General features: G+C 68.5%; 9 protein-coding genes. 4 read left to right on the top strand and 5 right to left on the bottom strand.

Translation table 11 applies throughout. The annotated features are described in order from the left end of the window. Positions 1-266: 266 nt before the first annotated feature. The gene (locus OG595_RS42120; protein ID WP_329281662.1) at positions 267-2,513 is read right to left on the bottom strand and encodes an alpha-L-fucosidase; all 2,247 of its coding nucleotides are present in this window, start codon (positions 2,511-2,513) and stop codon (positions 267-269) included. A gap of 390 nt (positions 2,514-2,903) precedes the next feature. Between OG595_RS42120 and OG595_RS42115 the strand changes: the two genes are divergently transcribed. Then, positions 2,904-3,344: an aldo/keto reductase gene (locus tag OG595_RS42115; protein ID WP_329281660.1), complete on the top strand. Its 441-nt coding sequence runs from the start codon at positions 2,904-2,906 to the stop codon at positions 3,342-3,344. A gap of 204 nt (positions 3,345-3,548) precedes the next feature. On the opposite strand, the gene OG595_RS42110 is transcribed toward OG595_RS42115, so the two are convergent. From OG595_RS42110 to OG595_RS42095, 4 genes are all read right to left on the bottom strand, one after another. Further along, positions 3,549-4,982: a glycoside hydrolase family 43 protein gene (locus OG595_RS42110; protein ID WP_329281658.1), complete on the bottom strand. Its 1,434-nt coding sequence runs from the start codon at positions 4,980-4,982 to the stop codon at positions 3,549-3,551. Between the two features lie 167 nt (positions 4,983-5,149). Further along, positions 5,150-6,652: a family 43 glycosylhydrolase gene (locus tag OG595_RS42105; RefSeq protein ID WP_329281656.1), complete on the bottom strand. Its 1,503-nt coding sequence runs from the start codon at positions 6,650-6,652 to the stop codon at positions 5,150-5,152. 804 nt (positions 6,653-7,456) lie between these two features. Beyond that, on the bottom strand, positions 7,457-9,205 hold the full coding sequence (locus OG595_RS42100; protein WP_329281654.1) for a transposase: 1,749 nt from the start codon (positions 9,203-9,205) through the stop codon (positions 7,457-7,459). Continuing rightward, positions 9,109-9,552, bottom strand: coding sequence for a transposase (locus tag OG595_RS42095; protein ID WP_329283599.1), 444 nt, complete (start codon positions 9,550-9,552; stop codon positions 9,109-9,111). The genes OG595_RS42100 and OG595_RS42095 overlap by 97 nt, the downstream gene beginning before the upstream one ends. 461 nt (positions 9,553-10,013) lie before the next feature. Between OG595_RS42095 and OG595_RS42090 the strand changes: the two genes are divergently transcribed. The 3 genes from OG595_RS42090 to OG595_RS42080 all read left to right on the top strand — a co-directional run bounded on the left by OG595_RS42090 (position 10,014) and on the right by OG595_RS42080 (position 16,773). Next, positions 10,014-14,651, top strand: a complete 4,638-nt coding sequence (locus tag OG595_RS42090; protein ID WP_329281652.1) for a DUF6531 domain-containing protein — start codon at positions 10,014-10,016, stop codon at positions 14,649-14,651. 13 nt (positions 14,652-14,664) lie between these two features. Continuing rightward, positions 14,665-15,033 (top strand): hypothetical protein, encoded by a 369-nt coding sequence (locus OG595_RS42085; RefSeq protein WP_329281649.1) that lies wholly within the window; start codon positions 14,665-14,667, stop codon positions 15,031-15,033. Between the two features lie 519 nt (positions 15,034-15,552). Further along, the gene (locus tag OG595_RS42080; RefSeq protein WP_329281647.1) at positions 15,553-16,773 is read left to right on the top strand and encodes a metallophosphoesterase; all 1,221 of its coding nucleotides are present in this window, start codon (positions 15,553-15,555) and stop codon (positions 16,771-16,773) included. The last annotated feature ends 11 nt before the right edge of the window (positions 16,774-16,784 follow it).

Genomic DNA, 16,784 nt, shown 5'->3' with positions numbered 1-16,784 from the left:
CTCGACCTGAACCACCCCCTACCAGCATCCACCCCCTACTGGAAGTCGTCGAAGCGGACCGCTCGCTGCCGAATCTGCCGCACGTCGTCCAGCAACAGCCAGCCCTCCCGTTCCAACTGGTCGGCCTGGCGGACAACCTTCTTCACGTGCGCGCCCTTGTGCCGTAGAGCGATTCCGACTCGTCCGCAGAGAGGTTCTTCTGACCGTCGGCGGCGGTCCAGGAGGTTGGACGCCAACCGGACAGCTCGTCTCGTGAAAGCGCAAGGTCACTGGGACAGCTTCAGGTCGGCCCACTGCAGGTTCATGGCCTGCCAGGTCGACGCGTTCGCCGGCTTGATCACCACTGTTCGGCTGCCCGCGCCGGAGACCGTGACTGTGCCCTGGACGGTGGTGTAGTCACCCCAGCCGGAGGTTCGTGGCACCGGCACCGTGGTGCTGCCCGCGCCGGTGTCGAGGGTGAAGGCGGTGGCTCCGGAACCGGCCGAGACCCGTGCTCGTACGGCATAGGTGCCCGCGACCGGGAACGTCACGGTCCAGGAGGCCATGGCGCTCGGGCTGGTCCAGTAGCCGATGTCGGGCGGATCGTTCTCCAGCTTGATCGCGCTGCCGGTGAGAGTGGCGGTGGCGGCTGTGAGGGAGAGCGCGCCGTCGGCGCCCGGGGTGAGAGTGATGCCGCGGACGTTGACCGACTGCCAGGTGACGGACTTGTCGGGGCGCAGGCTGACGATGCGGTAGCCGGATTCGGGGACGGTGATCGTGGTGGTGACCGTGGTGTAGGTAGACCAGGAACCAGTGCTGGGCACAACGATCGCGGCGGAGCCGATGCCCGCGTCCAGGACGAGCCGGGAGGCGGCGGTCGCGGCCACGCCGACGGTCACCGTGGAGGTACCGGGGGCATCGAAACGGACCCGCCAGGTGGCGTTGTCGCTTGAGCTGGCCCAGTAGCCGATGTTCGCTGGGCTGTTCTCCAGCTTCATGCCGCCGTTGTCGAGGGCAGCCAGTTCCGGGGTCAGGGAAAGGGAGTTGCCACTGCCCGGCAGGACCGGGGTCTGGACCCGCGTGGTGAGGGAGGAGGTCGGCTTCGCCGCGATGCCGCCGCAGTTGACCTCGCTGGCCACGGCGATGCCGCCACCGACCGTGTTCACGGCCACCAGACGTACATACCGGGCGCTTCTTGCACCGAACCGGGCCTGCTTGACGGTCTTGTCACCTGCCCAGGTGCCGGACGTGGCCCGGGTGAAGGTGCTGCCGTCGGTGCTGGTGTGGATCTCGTACGAGGTGATGTCGCCGGTGGTGACATACGCCCCGGCGCTGTCCTTGTCCTCCCGGGGCAGGTATTCAAGGGTGTCGAGGTGTGTGAAAGTGGCGCCCAGGTCAAGGGTGACGGACTGGGGCAGCGAGCCCGAACTCTGCCACAGGGACTGGAACTTGGTGCCCTTGGGGTGGTCGATCAGACCGTCCACGGCGTTGGCGGCGGTGCCGCTGGTGGCAGTGACAGCCGACGGCGTGACCGCGTGCAGCAGAACGTCCTTCTGCACGGGCAGCGCCGGCCGGGAGGTGTTCGGGGCCCACGCCGCACCCACCTCGGCAAGGCGGTTCACGATGTTGGCGTCCATCAAACCGTCCGGATTCGGAGGGCAGTTGAGGATGAAGGTGCAGTTGATGGGCTCCAGCACCTTCAGATGTCTGTCGACGATGCTGCTCACCGACAGCGGTGTCGCGGTCGGCGTCGAGGGATGCCAGAACCAGCCGCCGGTGATGGTCTGTCCCTGGCAGCTGGCGTAGGTGTTGTTGGCCGGCGCGGTGACGCCCAGGGGCTCCTCGTAGAAGAGGATGTCCTGCTCCCAGGGCTCGCTGTGGCCGTTGATGTCGACGATGAGGATGTCCGGCTGCATCGCCTTGATGTGCTCGCGGATCTCCCCGTACGGGATCTGCCGATGCCCCGCCTGCCAGGCCCAGCCGTCGAAGACGATGACCGGGATCGTGCCGTAGGTGCCGTCGAGCAGCTCGGTGAGCTGCGCCTTGATGAAGTCGATGTCGGCCCGGGAGACGGAACCGGAGGCGATGCCCTGGTTGCGGTCCCAGATGGAGAAGTACATCCACGGCTCCACACCCGCGGCCCGGAAGGCGTCGACGTACTTGCGCACCACGTCCTTCTTGTACGAGCTGTTCATGACGTTGTAGCTCGTCTGTTTCGTGGGCCACAGGCAGAAGCCGTCGTGGTGCTTGGTGGTGAGGATCGCGTAGGTCATCTTCGCCGACTTCGCCGCCTCGGCCCACTGACCACAGTCGAGCTTGGTCGGATTGAAGGACAGGGGGTCCCGGCCGGGCGACACCCACTCGGCATCATGGTAGGTACCCATGTTGTAGTGGATGAACATTCCGAACCGCATGTCCACGAACTTCTGCTGCAGCGCCTGAAGGTTCCCCGCCGTCGCCGCCGAGGCGGTCCCCGCGGTCACGAGCGAACCCCCGAGACCGCCTGCCGCAGCCATCCCGCCGACCGCTGCCATGCTTTTCAGTAAGTCCCTGCGCCGAAGGTGCTCCGCGCCTCGCTCGTCCATGGCTCCTGCCTTCCTGCGTGCCCGACAGGCCGCCTCACGGAGCGAGTAAGCAAGTCAATGCACACCACATTGATCGGATGAATATGACGCCCCAAGCAGGCTCCATGCAGCTAACTTGCCTTACTTTGGGGACATGCCACTCACCTGATCGATGGCGGCTCGACGAAAGATAGGATGTTAACCATGAGGCGTCAACAGGCCGGGACGTAATAGTCACCGCAGCACCTGGTTGACGGCGGCTACACCTCCGTCATCAGCGTGGACGCCGCCTGCCGCCTGCACCACCTGCGCTTGGCAGATGTCCACGACCCACCTGAGAGTCGGTGCGACAAATCCGCGTTGCCCGTCACAGCGGCGCACGACCTCGATCCGGAGTCCGTGACGGACGAACACCTGCGCCGGACCCTGGTAGGCACTGTCGACCCCTACCAGCCTCAGCAGCCCGCCCGGCTGATCCATGAACCTCTCCAGCAACGCGGGCGGCCTTGGAGTCGTGCACATCGGCATTGGTCTCCGGAGCAGGAGGCCTACGTATCGACCAAGGCCGCACAACACGACCCCGACGTCGCCCAGCTGGCCCTGCCATGGGTGATCGGCCAGGACGTCGTACCCATCCCCGGCACCAAACGTCGCCGCGATCTGGAGCAGAACACGGCTGCGGCGACGATCGAACCGACGTCGGAGGTGATCGCCGCGATCGACGCGGTCTCCCCGCACGGCGTAGCCGCCGACGAGCGCAACAACCCCCGAAGCACTCGGCTCAAGCGCGACCGTATCTGACCGGCGCCCACAGAGCAGTGCTCCAAGACGGGGCCGGTCAGGCAGATCCCAGGATTTGAGGACGGAGCGCGACTCACGTGGCGGACCAAAACCTCAAAGCGCGGACACCCGGTCGGAACGGTTCAACGTAAAGGCTCGTCCGCCGTGGGGATGTCTGCGCCCTCCGGGCGAGGGGTGCCCGAGGGCGCCGGCATCCCGTTCAGGTCAGCTCGTCACTTGGAAGGTGGCGTCGCTGCGGCCCAATGCGGTGGTGATGGGGTCGAGCTTCAGGAGGAAGGCGGAGTGGCGGATGTACCGGTCGGGGTGGTTGTACGACTGGAACGACGACCATGTGGCGTCGGCGAGCCCGGCGACCTGCCGGAACGTGGCGTCCTCGGCGAACACGGCGGTACCGTCATAGTACGCGAGCTGGAAGTCGTACGCGGAGTGCCGCAGGAAGTAGCCGGGGTAGTTCACCGACTCGAAGGAGACGGTGCCGGAGCCTGCCAGGCCTGTCCTCAGACGGAACTGGGCGTCCTCGGCGGGGCTGACGCTCGGGTCGATACGTACGTCGAAGCTTGCATGCCGCACATAGCGGCTCTGGTAGTTGTACGACTGGAGCCGGTTGATCGCGGTGTCGGGCCAGCGGGCGAGCAGGCGGGTCTCCTCGGGTGCCGTCAGGGTGAGGATCGAGCCATGGCGCTTTGTGGTCCCGTCCATGCTGTAGCTTCCCGACGCCGGGAGCTGGTAGGTGCCCACGGCGGACGGGTCGGTGGTCGTGACCGGCATGTACCCGTTGCCCGAGGCGTACTGGTCGAGATACAAGGCCCACTCGTCACGGTCGCGGAACTTCATCCACATCGGGCCCTCGACCTGGGATCCCGTCAGGCCGATGCCCGAGAGGTTGCCGAGGGTGGTCCATGTGCCGAGGATCGAGTTGCTGCCTTCGAACGTGATCTGGCCGTCGCCGGAGGCCCGTACGTAACGGTAGTCACCGACGCCTGACGACACCTCGAAGATCTGGGTGTCGATGATCTCCTGGGTGCCGGGGCGTTCGATATAGACCTGCGGAGTGGTGATGCTGCGGAAGTCCGTGGTGCGGGCGTAGTGGATGCGGTGTTTCGTCACGCCATTGAGGGGCGTGTTCGTCGCCCAGTACAGGGCGTAATCGTTCGTCTCCGGGTTCCAGATCGCTTCCGGCGCCCAGGCGTTGCGTCCGTCGGGGATCTCGCCGGCGACGTCGAGCAGCCACGGCGCAGACCAGGTGACCAGGTCTGTCGACTCCCACACCACGAGGCTGCGGCTGCCGTTGGAGATGGCGTCACCCCATGTCTGGCCGCAGCCGATACACAGATCGGTCGCGATGATCCAGTACTTGCCCCCGTCCGGGGAGCGGACCAGTGAGGGGTCGCGCACCCCCTTCGTGCCGACCGTGGAGCGCAGGGTCATCCCCCCGCCGTTGAGGTCGGTCCAGTTCAGGCCGTCGGCACTGTGCGAGAAGTAGATCTGCTGGCCGGTGGCTCCCTCCCCGATGAAGTGCGTCATCAGATAGCCCGGATCGGCGGCGGCCGCCCGCTGCGGTGTCACCAGGGTCTGGGATGTGAGGAGAAGGCCGACGGCGACCAATATCGCCGCCACCCGGGAGAGAAGCACGGACATGTAGGTTTGCTGCCTTTCTGCGGTTACCACGTTCGGGAGAAGCTGGGGGAAGAACTCGGCCGCCGCACCGAGGAACCACGGGCGGCGCGGGCTCTGAAGCACTGCCTGCCGACTCGCCGCCCCGTTGTCAGCGGACCCAACACCAGCGGACGGCCGGTGCGTGGCTCTCACGTACGTGTCCACTGGAAGCCGGCGGTCGCGGCGCAGGTCCGCTGTTCGAGAAGGGCCAGGTTTACGGTCGAGGCGCCGACGACGTTGACGCACTTGCCGCTGTGACGTGCCCTGAGCTGGTGGTATCCGTCGCCCGTGTCGGCCCACTGGAACTGCTGGTTGCCGGCGGAGCGGCATGGGTACTGGATGATGCCCGCGCCCTCGGCGGTGGACGCGCCGCTCACGTCCAGGCACTTGCCGCTGTTGAGGCTCTCGATCTGGAAGTAGCCGTCGCCCACGTCGACGAAGCGCCACTGCTGCCAGGCGTTGCCGTACCAGGCGTACTGGCCGATCTTCACTCCGTCGTCGGTGTTGGGCGCCTGGACGTCCATGACCTTGCCGCTGTTGCGGTTGGTCAACCGGTAGTACGCCACCACGGGTTCGCCGGACGGAACGGGCAGCGCGCTGCCCGCGGCCACCGGAACGCCGAGGTCCGGCGATCCGTCCTCGTTCCAGGTGATCTTCTGGATCCGGGTGGTGCGGGTGGTGCCGCAGCCCTGGGAGGACGAGGAGTTGGCGTGGTAGACGATCCAGTCCTCGGTACCGTCGGGGGACTTGAAGAAGCCGTTGTGACCCGGGCCGTACACACTGTTCGCGTCGTTGCGCTCGAAGACCGGCTCCGCGCTCTTCACCCAGGAACCCGCGTCCAGCGGGTCACCGCCGGAGAAGGTGAGCAGGCCCAGCTTGTAGTCCGGACCCTGGCACGCACTCGCCGAATAGGTGAGGAACGTCTTCCCGTCGTGCTGCAACGCGACTGGAGCCTCGTTCATCGGGGTGCCCTGCGTCTCCCAGGAGTAGATCGGGGCGGAGATCCGCGTACGGGACCCGGTCACGGTCCAGGGGTCACTCAACTCGGCGATGTAGATGCTCGGGTCGGACCCGGCCCATTGTGTTGTTGGCACCCCCGACCAGGTGAAGAACAGCCGGCCGTCGATGGTGACGACGCTGCCGTCGATGCCCCACCAGTCGTTGGCACCGAAGATCATGCCCTTGTAGGTGTACGGGCCGAGCGGGTCGGTACCGGAGCTCTCCAGCACGTGCACGCGCTGGGCCTCGATGTCACCCGTACCGGCGGAGTAGTAGACGTACCAGCGCTTGCCGTTGGGGCCGTCGAGCAGGTGCATCTCCGGCGCCCAGATGTAGGCGTCACGGCCGGTGGCGTGGGCGCTGAACACCGGCACAGGCGAGGCTGCCTTCAGCGCCTCGACGGTGGGCGCCTTGCGCATCGTCAGGGGCCCACTGTACGGCGTCGTCATCTCGTAGTAGTTACCGTCGTAGTACGTCATGTAAGGGTCGGCGCCGGAACTGTTGAGAGGATTGGTGAACGTCGCCGTGGCCGCCCGTGCACTGGGCGCGACCGCCACGGTCCCGACCGTCACACCACCGACGACGAAGGCGAACGCCGCCGCCGTGGCACACAGCCGACGGACGAAGGCAGATCTGCTGCTTGTTATAGGCATGACAGGTTGCGACTCCTCGCTGTGGAGGGTCGGTCGTCACGGTGCAACTTGCCTGTGGGGTCGCGACGCCCGACGGGAAGGAATGCGGCAAATACAGGGCGCGCGACTCTCGTCGCGGGATATTCACTCGAAAATGCATGCGGGAAATAACGGATATCTTCGTTCGGCATTTAGAACATCGTTCGGCGATTCGGCCAGACGCTAGAGGGGGACACCGGGGCATGTCAAGAGGGTGGACAAAGAGAGCCGAGCCCGACGGAGCCGACGGGCGCCAGGCGGTCCGCCGAAGTCGCCGGACCTTCGGGCGTCGAATTTCCGTTACACCTCCCGAACGCCCCCACTCGAATGACTCGAGGGCCCCGATTACTCGAAAGCCCGAAGGAAAATCCGCGTCACCGCACACCGGCCAACTCCTCGTGTGGTGACTGATCTGCATTCGGAAGGCCAACACTCAGACCGCTCGACACGCCCACGAGGGTGGGTATGTGTAATTTTCAGCCGAGGCCTTCGATGAAATCGAAGAAATCCCCACTTCACTCTATCAAGAAATTAACATAGCCACACAATTTTCCCTAAGGAACTTCACAAGGTACTCACTGGAAAGTGAACTGGGCCATGCCGGAAGCGAAACTCAGGTAGGTGATAAATCAGAAAAAGACGCCCCACCGGCACAGTGGAGGCGGAGCGGAGACAGACAGCAGAATTGCCATCGCGGCGTCAGATATCCGGAGTGGCGAAGCTCCTGTGCGAATTCGGACGGGCGCGCACCCGACGGTCGGCGGAGGCACTGGGCAGAGGGGGTAACTACACCGCACCGTCGATCAAGTGCTCCGACCGGCTGAGGCGAACGTGGGCTCGGCGGGCCAGGCCCCCAGTCCGTCGGAGAACTACTGGCAGGCATGAAAGAGCCGTCGGCACGACCCGCTCGCCCAGACCGCCGCCGGATCGAACTGGCCACCGACCCGATCCTCGACGTCCTGCTCGACACTGCCACCGGCACGGGCACGGGGCACCGTCACCGTGCCCCCTCCACGACACCGGAGGCACCCTCGCTCCGGACGTCACCGACGGGGAACCGTCCGGCTCCCCGCGAAGACCCCCTCCGAGCGGGGTTCCACCAACGGCGCCACCCAGGACCTCGGCCAATCGTTCGCCGCGGACCTCGCCGGGACCGACTCTGCTGCGCAATTCGTTCAGGCGGAGAGTTGGTAGCTGAGTCGTTCGAGCCTGCTGGTGCGGGGGGCGGTCGAGGGGTCCTGTGGTCCAGTGGGCGTCGAGCCTGATCACGTTGAGTGCGGTGGCGGAGAAGGCGTGTTGGAGGCGGACTTTCGGCAGGCCCCGGTAGCGGGCCCGGCGGATGCCGGTGATGTCGAGGGCCTGGTTGATGGTGCCCTCGACGCCGGCGCGCAGGGCGTACTTGTTCTTCCAGGTGTCGGGCTTCTGCTCGGCGCGGGCCCGGGCGAGGTTCTCGTGGAGTTCCTCGGGCCGCGGGGTGAGCATGCGGCGCCCGGTCTCCGAGGTGGTGCACTGCTGCTGGAAAGGGCAGTTGCGGCGGCTCAGGACGCTGAAGGTGATGACGATCGCGTCTTTGCCGTACTGCTTCCTCGGGTTCCGGTGGGAGCTGGTCCTGCCGGCGGGGCAGCGGACCTGGCGGGTCTTCCAGTTGATGGTGAAGGCGTTCTTGTCGAAGCCTTCGGCGGCCCTGGCCTGGGCAGAGTGGTCCAGCAGGACCGGGGTGACCATGCGGATGCCCTGTTTCAGGGCCTTGGTGATCAGGTCGGCCGACGGGTAGCCGGAGTCGAGGTAGTGCTCGCCGGGCTTTACTCCGTGCTCGGCGAGCTTGCGCTGGATCGGGGCGGTCGCCTTCACATCCGGCACGGTCGCGTCGGTGGTGTGCACGTCGGTGATCAGATTCGGCATCACCCGTGTCCCCGCGTCGGCGTAGGCGTAGGCGTCGGGGAGGATGGTGCAGGTTTCCGTGAGATGGATCTTGTAGCCCATCCAGAACAGGTCGTCGCCCTTGGCCGCCCAGCGTGCGTCAGAGTCGTAGGGGGAGGCCAGGCGGAGTTGACCGGGCGGGACGCCGTCGTCGGCGTCCCGCTTCTTGATCACCTGCCGTCCCCGGGCATCGATCCGGACGATGTAGGTCTGCACGAGGACGTGCCGCAATAAGCCCACGGCCTCGATCTCACGAATCCAGGCCGGAGCGTCATCTGCCCAGGCCGCCCGGCACAAGGCGAAGGCATCCTGCCCGAAGACCTGGGCGAGACGGTCACGTTTCGTCTGCGAGGGCGGCATGCGCCAGCCGTCGACCCGCGGCCCGTACCGCTCGGCGAACTCCGTCACGTTGATGTGTCCGGCCAGCCAGGACGGTGCCGCGACCGCGAGGGCCTCCAGGGCCGCCCGCACACTCTCCCCGGCCAGCTCCAGACGGTTCAAGTCCCGCACCCCACTGATCACATGGGTGGAATCCGTGCGCTGCTTGCCCCCGGCCGCCACCAGGCCGGCCTCCTTGCAGTGCTCAAGGAGCCGGTCGAAGACCACCCGCTCCATACCGTGGTCCGCGAGCCGGGCCCGGAACCTGCACAGCACCTGGCATCGAAACCGGTATCCGTCAGCTCCGCACCGAGCGCGTATTTCCAGTCGATCGCTCGCACCGCCATCGCCGCGGCCTGCCGGTCCGTCAGATCCTCAGCGAACTGCAACACCGTGACCAGCGACAACACCCCAGGTAACAGGCCCGGAGCACCCCACACCCCGGACGCCTCCGTGAACGGCTCATCGACGAAGACCTCCGCGAGGCGATCCCGCACCCGTATCGGCAGACTCCCCTTCGCAAACGCCGCCCGGGCCACCACCACCGTCTGTTTCGGGATCTCCGGCAACCCCACCGGCCGCATCGACATCCGTACCGCCTCCAGGGCCGCACGACAGGAAGGCGACCCCGCCAACGATCATCGCCGACCCGGCCTTACCCCCGCAGCGAATTGCGCAGAGAGTCACCTCACGCCGGAACCCGAACCGCTCCCCCGGCACGACCTCGGCGGTACTGACCACATCCATGCCTCATAGTGACGTCGGCCCGGGCGGGACGCCACCACCGGCCCCAGACAATGCGGCGAGCACCGCATGCAGACCCCCGCCAACGCGCGGAACGTCCTGCCGGAGACCGCCGACCGATCGCTTCACCCAGCCGCATTCCCCGCCGTCCCGCCCCTCCCCCGACGCCCCCGACTCCCCTGTCTTCCCTTCCTCCCCATCCTGACCGATTCTCGTCCTCAAGCCTGCCCGCCCCCTGTGCAAACCTGGTCGCCGACCGCAGCTGAACGGCACAGCACAACGGGGAAAGAGGTGCACCACCGTGACGCTCTACACCCGCAACGAGAACGAACTCTTCGGCGAGCAGCCGGGATACGCCTACGCAGGGAACCTGGTCCACACCGCGACCGGCAACTTCGTCAGGCGGGAGACCGACCTCCCGACGGCCGACCCACTGGTGTCCTGGCAGCGCACGTACAACGCGCGCAAGACCGACGACAGCGGGCTCGGCCCCGGATGGACCCACTCGCACGGCGCCCGGCTGGAGTTCCCGGACCGGGACCGGATCCTGCTGCACGGCACGTGCGGGCGGGTCCTCACCTTCCGAAGGCGCGAGGACGACACCTTCGAGCGGCCCCAGGACCTCGCCGCCGATCTGTACACCGCGCCCGAGGACCGGTACGAACTGCGCTTCTTCCACGGGGAGACATGGACCTTCGACGCCTCCGGCGACTGGCTGGAGATCGCCGCCGACGGCCGTGGCGCCACCCTGTGCCACGAGGACGGCCGGCTGACCCGCGTCGAGCACTCCGCGGGCCGCTCGCTCTCCCTCGACTACGACGCCCACGGCCACATCGTCTCCGTACACACCGACGACGGCCGAACGGTCTGCTACGCCTACGACGGCGACACCCTGAGCCGGGCCACCCTCCCGGGCGGGGCAGCCACCGGCTACGACACTGACTCCGCGTCCCGGATCGTCCGCGTGACCGACGCCGACGACGTCGTGGAGGTCGTCAACGAGTACGACGACGAGGGCCGGGTGACCCGCCAGGAGTACCCCGGCGCGGGCGCACTCCGCTTCGACCACGACGCCGACCACGGCCGCACCACCGTCACCCACGAGCCCTCCGACGCCCAGTCGGTGTACACCCACAACGAGGACGCCCGCCCGGTCCGGGTGACGGACGCGCTGGGCCACTCCAGCACCGTCGAGTACGGCCCCGGCGGCCTGCTCAGCGCCGCCGAACTGCCCGGCGGAACCGTCCTGGAGCGCGTATACGACGAGGACGGGAACCTCGTCGAGTCCACCGACAGTGGCGCCACCGTCCGCTACACCTACGACGTCGGGCGTCGCGTTCGCGAAGTCACCGCCCCGACAGGGGAGTCGACGTCGTACGACTACGACGGCGACGACCGTGTCCCCTCCCGCATCACCGGCCCCGACGGCTCCGTCACCCGACTCGGCGTCCGGGACGGCCTCGTGGTCTCCCGTACCGGCCCCGACGGCGCCACCGCCATCTACCACTACGACGAGCGCCGCAACCTGGTCGAGGCCGTCGACGCCACCGGACAGCGCACCCGCTACACCTATGACGACGCAGGCCGCAGCACCTCCGTCACGGGCCCCACGGGCGAGACGAACACGATCGCCTACGACGAGGCGGGCCGCCCGGTCGAGCTGACCGACCCCCAGGGCATGACGGTGACCCGTACGTATTCGGCCACCGGCAGGCTCCTGGAGTACACGGACTCCGAGGGGGCCACGACCGTCTTCGGGTACGGCGCCGGCGGGCGCCTGGAGAGCCGTAGTGACCGGCAGGGCCTGGTCACCCGGTACGAGTACGACGACTCCGGCCGTCCGGCCGTGCTGATCCGGCCCGACGGCACCCGGACCGAGACCCGGTTCGACGCCGTGGGCCGCCTGGAGCGGGTGGCGGAACCGGACGCTGGCGTCACCACCTACGAGTACGACCCGGCGGGCAACCAGACCGCGATCCACGCGCCCGCGGGCACCACGGCGACGACCTTCGACGCCCGGGGAAACCAGACCTCCGTCACCCTTCCCGGCGGCGCCACCAACCACTTCTCCTACGACGAGGCGGACCGGCTGATCGAGCGGGTCGACGCCGCCGGAGCCCACTGGGCCACCGCTTTCGACCCCACCACGCGCACGATCACCCGCACCGCCCCCGACGGCGCCCGCCGCACCACGGTCCTGGACGCGCAGGGCCGTACGACGGCCTCCGTCGACCCGCTGGGGCGACGCACCTCCTACCGCTACGACGGCAACGGCCGGCTGGCCACGGTCATCGACCCCGAGGGCGGGCGCACCCACCTGGCCCGCGACGGCATGGGCCGGGTCGTCGCCCGCACCACCCCGGCCGGACTCACCACGCGGTACACCTACCGCGACGGCCGCGTGGACACCGTCACCGACCCGCGCGGCTGGATCACCCGGTTCGGTTACGACCGCAACGGGCGCCGCACGCGAATCACCACGCCCTCCGGGGCCACGACGTCGTACGCCTACGACAAGCGCGGCGCCCTCACCAAGGTCACCGACCCGCGCGGCGGAATGACGGCCTACACCTACGACAAGGCGGGCCGCCTCACCAAGGTCACCGACGTCAAGGGCGTGTCCACCGTCTACGGCCACGACAAAGCCGGCCGCCGCACCACCATCACCGACCCCCTGGGCCGCACGACCCGCCGCCGCTACGACGACCAGGGCCGTGTCGAATCGATCCGCAACCCGGCGGGGGACGTGATCCACTTCGCCTACGACGACGCCGGACGGCTCACCAGGCGCTGGACGGACGACGGCGACGAGGTGACGTACGCCTACGACGGCGCCGGCCGCCGCACCGCCATGACGGACCCCACCGGCACCACCCACTACGCGTACGACGACAACGGCCGTCTGACCAGCGTCACCTGGCCGGGCGACCACACCTACACCTGGGAGTACGACGCGGCGGGCCAGCTGCGGAAGCTGACCTACCCCGACGACGAGTGCGTCACCTACCGGTACGACCTCAACGGCCGTCTGATCTCCCTGAAGGACTCCCGGGCCGGGGAGGCGGTCTACGCGGTCGACCCCGACGGCCGGCTCGTCACCGAACAGCTCCCGGGCGGCTGGGCCCGCCGCTACGGCTACGACGGCGGCCTCCTCACCGACTTCACCGAGTTGCGGGAGAACGTCGTCGCCACCTGTGTCACCCTCGCCCGCGACAGCGAGGGCCGCATCACCCGGCACGGCGACGGCGCAACCGTTCGTGACTACACCTACGACCCCGCCGGACAACTCGTCGCCGCGCACCTCACTCGCGCGGGCACCACGATCGCCACCGACATCGGCTACGACCTCGCCGGCAACCGCACCATGACCGTCACCGGCGGCAAGGCCACGCGCTACCTCTACGACGCCGCCGACCAGTTGGTCGCCGTCGAGAACACCGGACGGCGGATCCGCTACGCCTACGACGGAGCCGGGCGCCTGACCGGCGCGGACGACGGAGACGTCAGGCAGCGGATCGCCTACGACGGCTTCAACCACCCGACCCGGACCACGACCAGCCGCGCCTGGGCGGTCGAGCGTACCGACATGACGTACAACGGCGACGGCTACCTGGTCCGCTGGAAGGGCCGCACCGGCGACGACGACGCGCCCCACACCGAGGTCTGCTACCAGTGGACGGTCGGCGACACCCTCCCGCAGATCCTCCACCAGCACGTCGACACGAAGGTGCCGCAGAGCTCCAACACCGCGCCCCTCGGCCGTGACCTGGCCACCGCCCGCTTCACCTACGGCTACGCCCGCACCTTCGCCACCACCTGCCACGACTCGGTCACCTTCGCCCGCGACGCGTTCGGCTCGACCGTCGCCACGCACGCGACCGAGCCATGGGCGCAGAGCGAGGCGTACGACGCTTTCGGCGCCGCTCCCGGTGCGCCGATCCTGCCCGAGCCGCACCCGGCGGCGCGCATCCCGCGCTTCGGCTACCGGGGCGAGCTCGCACACGGCCCGTCGCTGAACCTGCGGGCCCGCCACTACGACACCACGCTGGGCCGCTTCACCACCCGCGACCCGCTCTCCGTCCTGGGCAAGAGCAGCCTGGCCAACCACCCCTACGCCTACGCCCACAGCGACCCGCTGAACCGGGTCGACCCGCAGGGAACCTGGCCCTCCGTCCTCCAGGACGTCGCCGCGCTGATCGCCGGTGTGCTCCGGGCACCCCTTCCCGCCTACGGCTGCGACGGCTGCCAGAACCCCGGCAACGGCATCGAGTCCCACCGCAAGTGCTTCCAGGGCCGGACCTGCCTGGCCACCCGGGGCTACTTCTCGGCGGACGCGCTCGACGCCGATCCCGACGCGCTCAAGGAGCTGTGGCACAGCGGACGGGGCGAGCGCATGGGTCACGCGCTGACGCTGTACGAACTCAACGGCCGCCGCCAGGGCTTCTGGGACGAGACCTGGGAGGACCTCGGCTGGGCCCGGGCCATCAGCCCGAACGTCGACTGGGAGGTCGGCACCCGCTCCCCGTCCGACCCGCCGCCGCACTTCCGCATCGACATCCTCACCGAGGAGGAGCAGATGTTCGAGGTCAAGATGTGGGACAACGGCGGCGCCTACTGGCCGGTCGAGCAGCAACTGGACAGGTACCTGGCCTTCGGCGCCTACCGCAACCTGCTGCTCTTCAAGAGCAAGGAGCTCCAGGACTGGGCCGACTCGGTCGACGTCATCACCGGGCTGCGCTGGCCGTGGAGCGAGGACATCGTGTACGTCTGGGGGCTGGGCAACTCGGAGGGGCACATCTACGTCGCCCATGAGGACGAGGACCGGCTGAACGACGACATGAAGAACAAGGCCGAGGGAAACCGCGAACAGCGGGAGTGGGAGCAGCAGGGTGTGCCGTTCCTGCTTCCCATTCCCGTGCCGGTCCCCGTACCCGTCTGATCGGAGTACATCCATGCCACAGCCGCAGGACGTCGAGATCACCCCACGGCTCGGCACGGCCCTTCGCGACTCCGCGGACGTCACCCTCAGCATCATCGTCTCCGCCGACGCCCCGCTCGATCGCGTCCGGTCCGCGCTGCGCCAGGTCCGGGACGCCCTATGGCAAGTGGGCAGCACCACACCGCTGCCCACCGGCGACCTCCCCACACCGTCGTACGTCTCCCAGCCGGCCGGCCAGGGTCACGGCCCCTGGACCATCACCGTGGACTTCGACTTCGCACCGAGGGAGGAACGCTCACGCGTGCCGGATCTCATCGCCGGCATCCTGCGGGATTTCCAGGTCACGCCCGCGCACTTGGACGTCTTCGTGGACGACTCGTAGTCTCATGCGCTCGTCGGCGGTCTTGGTCCGGCGGCCGCCAGAACCGCCTTGTCGATCGCGGCCAGGATCTTCTTGAACTCGATGGCCCGATGTCGGCGGTGCAGCTCCGATCTGACGCTGCCGTCGGCGATGTCGAAGGCGGTGAACAGACTGGTGATGCCGTGCCGGTACTAGTCGTGGGTGCGCTGCTCGGGCATGCCCGGCAGCATCGGCAATTCGGGCTGTACGGGCCCCTGGCCGACGAGGCCTCCCGATAGAGCCTCCGTCTCGGCGATGGGTTTTACGGGGCATGCGGACGCCGGGCAGATGCCTGGGAATCGCCCTGGCCGTGAGGCCTCCCGGGAGAGCGGCGCGGTTCCGGCCAGGGGCAGAGTCGCCAACCGCGTGAGCCAGGGGCGAACTCGGAGGCCCCCTCGCCCCATGCAGCTGCCCACCATGAGCACCCCGTCCGTCCGACCGGCCCGGGACGGACGGATACAGTGCGCGCGACGGTAGCCTGGTTGATTTAGGAGGGGAAGCGTGACCGACACCAGCGAGGTCCGATCCGCGGACGGCGCGGCGCACGCGACTCAACAGAGCCGACTGCACCGCCTGATGCGCTACATCCCGTTGATCGCCCCTGTCCTGCTGTGGACCGTGCCCTGCTGGGTGCTCCTGCACGCCGGCCAGCACTGGCCACTCCTCGTGGCGCTGGGCGGCACCGTCCTGTTCGCCCTCGGTCTGATCGGTATGCCGCTCGCGATGGCGCGCGGCCACGGCCGACGGCAGCAGGACCGGGCGGCGATCATCGGGGACACCCTGCTGGGCGCCAGCTGGGTCCTGTTCACCTGGTCCGTCCTGCTCGGCGTCCTGCTGCGACTCACCCTGGCCGTGGCCGGCGTAGGCGACGGCCAGGACCGGGCCCGGATCGTCACCTGGGCGGTCCTCGGCGCAGCCACCGTGCTGCTCGCCTGGGGGTACGCCGAGGCCCGCCGGGTGCCACGGGTGCGCCGGCTCGACGTGCAACTTCCGCGCCTGGGAGCCGGATTGGACGGCACGCGCGTCGTCCTCATCACCGACACCCACTACGGCCCGCTCGACCGCGCCCGCTGGTCTGCACGGGTCTGCGCGAAGGTCAACACTCTGGAGGCCGACCTGGTCTGTCACACCGGCGACATCGCGGACGGCACGGCCGAACGCCGCCGCGCCCAGGCCGCTCCGCTCGGCACCGTGCAGGCCCGCCGGGCCCGGGTCTACGTCACCGGCAACCACGAGTACTACAGCGAGGCCCAGGGCTGGGTCGACCTGATGGACGAGCTGGGCTGGGAGCCGCTGCGCAACCGCCATCTGCTGCTCGAACGCGGAGGCGACACCCTCGTGGTCGCCGGCGTGGACGACGTCACCGCCGAAGCCTCCGGCCTGGCCGGCCACGGCGCCCACCTCGCCGGAGCCCTCAACGGCGCCGACCCCGACCTGCCCGTCCTGCTCCTGGCCCACCAGCCCAAGTTCGTCGACCGGGCGGCAGCCGCCGGCATCGACCTCCAGCTCTCCGGCCACACCCACGGCGGCCAGATCTGGCCCTTCCACCACCTCGTCCGCATCGACCAGCCCGCTCTCGCCGGCCTCAGCCGCCACGGCACCCGCACCCTCCTCTACACCAGCCGTGGCACCGGCTTCTGGGGCCCGCCGTTCCGCGTCTTCGCCCCCAGCGAGATCACCCTGCTCGTCCTCCGCTCCCCACAGCGGCCCCCCACGCCGTAGCACTGGGCGGG

Origin of the sequence: Streptomyces sp. NBC_01451 (genome assembly GCF_036227485.1) — a bacterium.
Taxonomy (GTDB): Bacteria; Actinomycetota; Actinomycetes; order Streptomycetales; family Streptomycetaceae; genus Streptomyces.
Note: the sequence above shows the minus strand (reverse complement) of the source record. Positions and strands in the feature narration are given on the sequence as shown.

Coding starts and splice junctions, on each gene's coding strand:
- OG595_RS42110 (WP_329281658.1), bottom strand. CDS start 4,982: ATGTCCGTGCTTCTCTCCCGGGTGGCGGCGATATTGGTCGCCGTCGGC.
- OG595_RS42100 (WP_329281654.1), bottom strand. CDS start 9,205: ATGGAGCGGGTGGTCTTCGACCGGCTCCTTGAGCACTGCAAGGAGGCC.
- OG595_RS42085 (WP_329281649.1), top strand. CDS start 14,665: ATGCCACAGCCGCAGGACGTCGAGATCACCCCACGGCTCGGCACGGCC.
- OG595_RS42105 (WP_329281656.1), bottom strand. CDS start 6,652: ATGCCTATAACAAGCAGCAGATCTGCCTTCGTCCGTCGGCTGTGTGCC.
- OG595_RS42095 (WP_329283599.1), bottom strand. CDS start 9,552: ATGCGGCCGGTGGGGTTGCCGGAGATCCCGAAACAGACGGTGGTGGTG.
- OG595_RS42120 (WP_329281662.1), bottom strand. CDS start 2,513: ATGGCAGCGGTCGGCGGGATGGCTGCGGCAGGCGGTCTCGGGGGTTCG.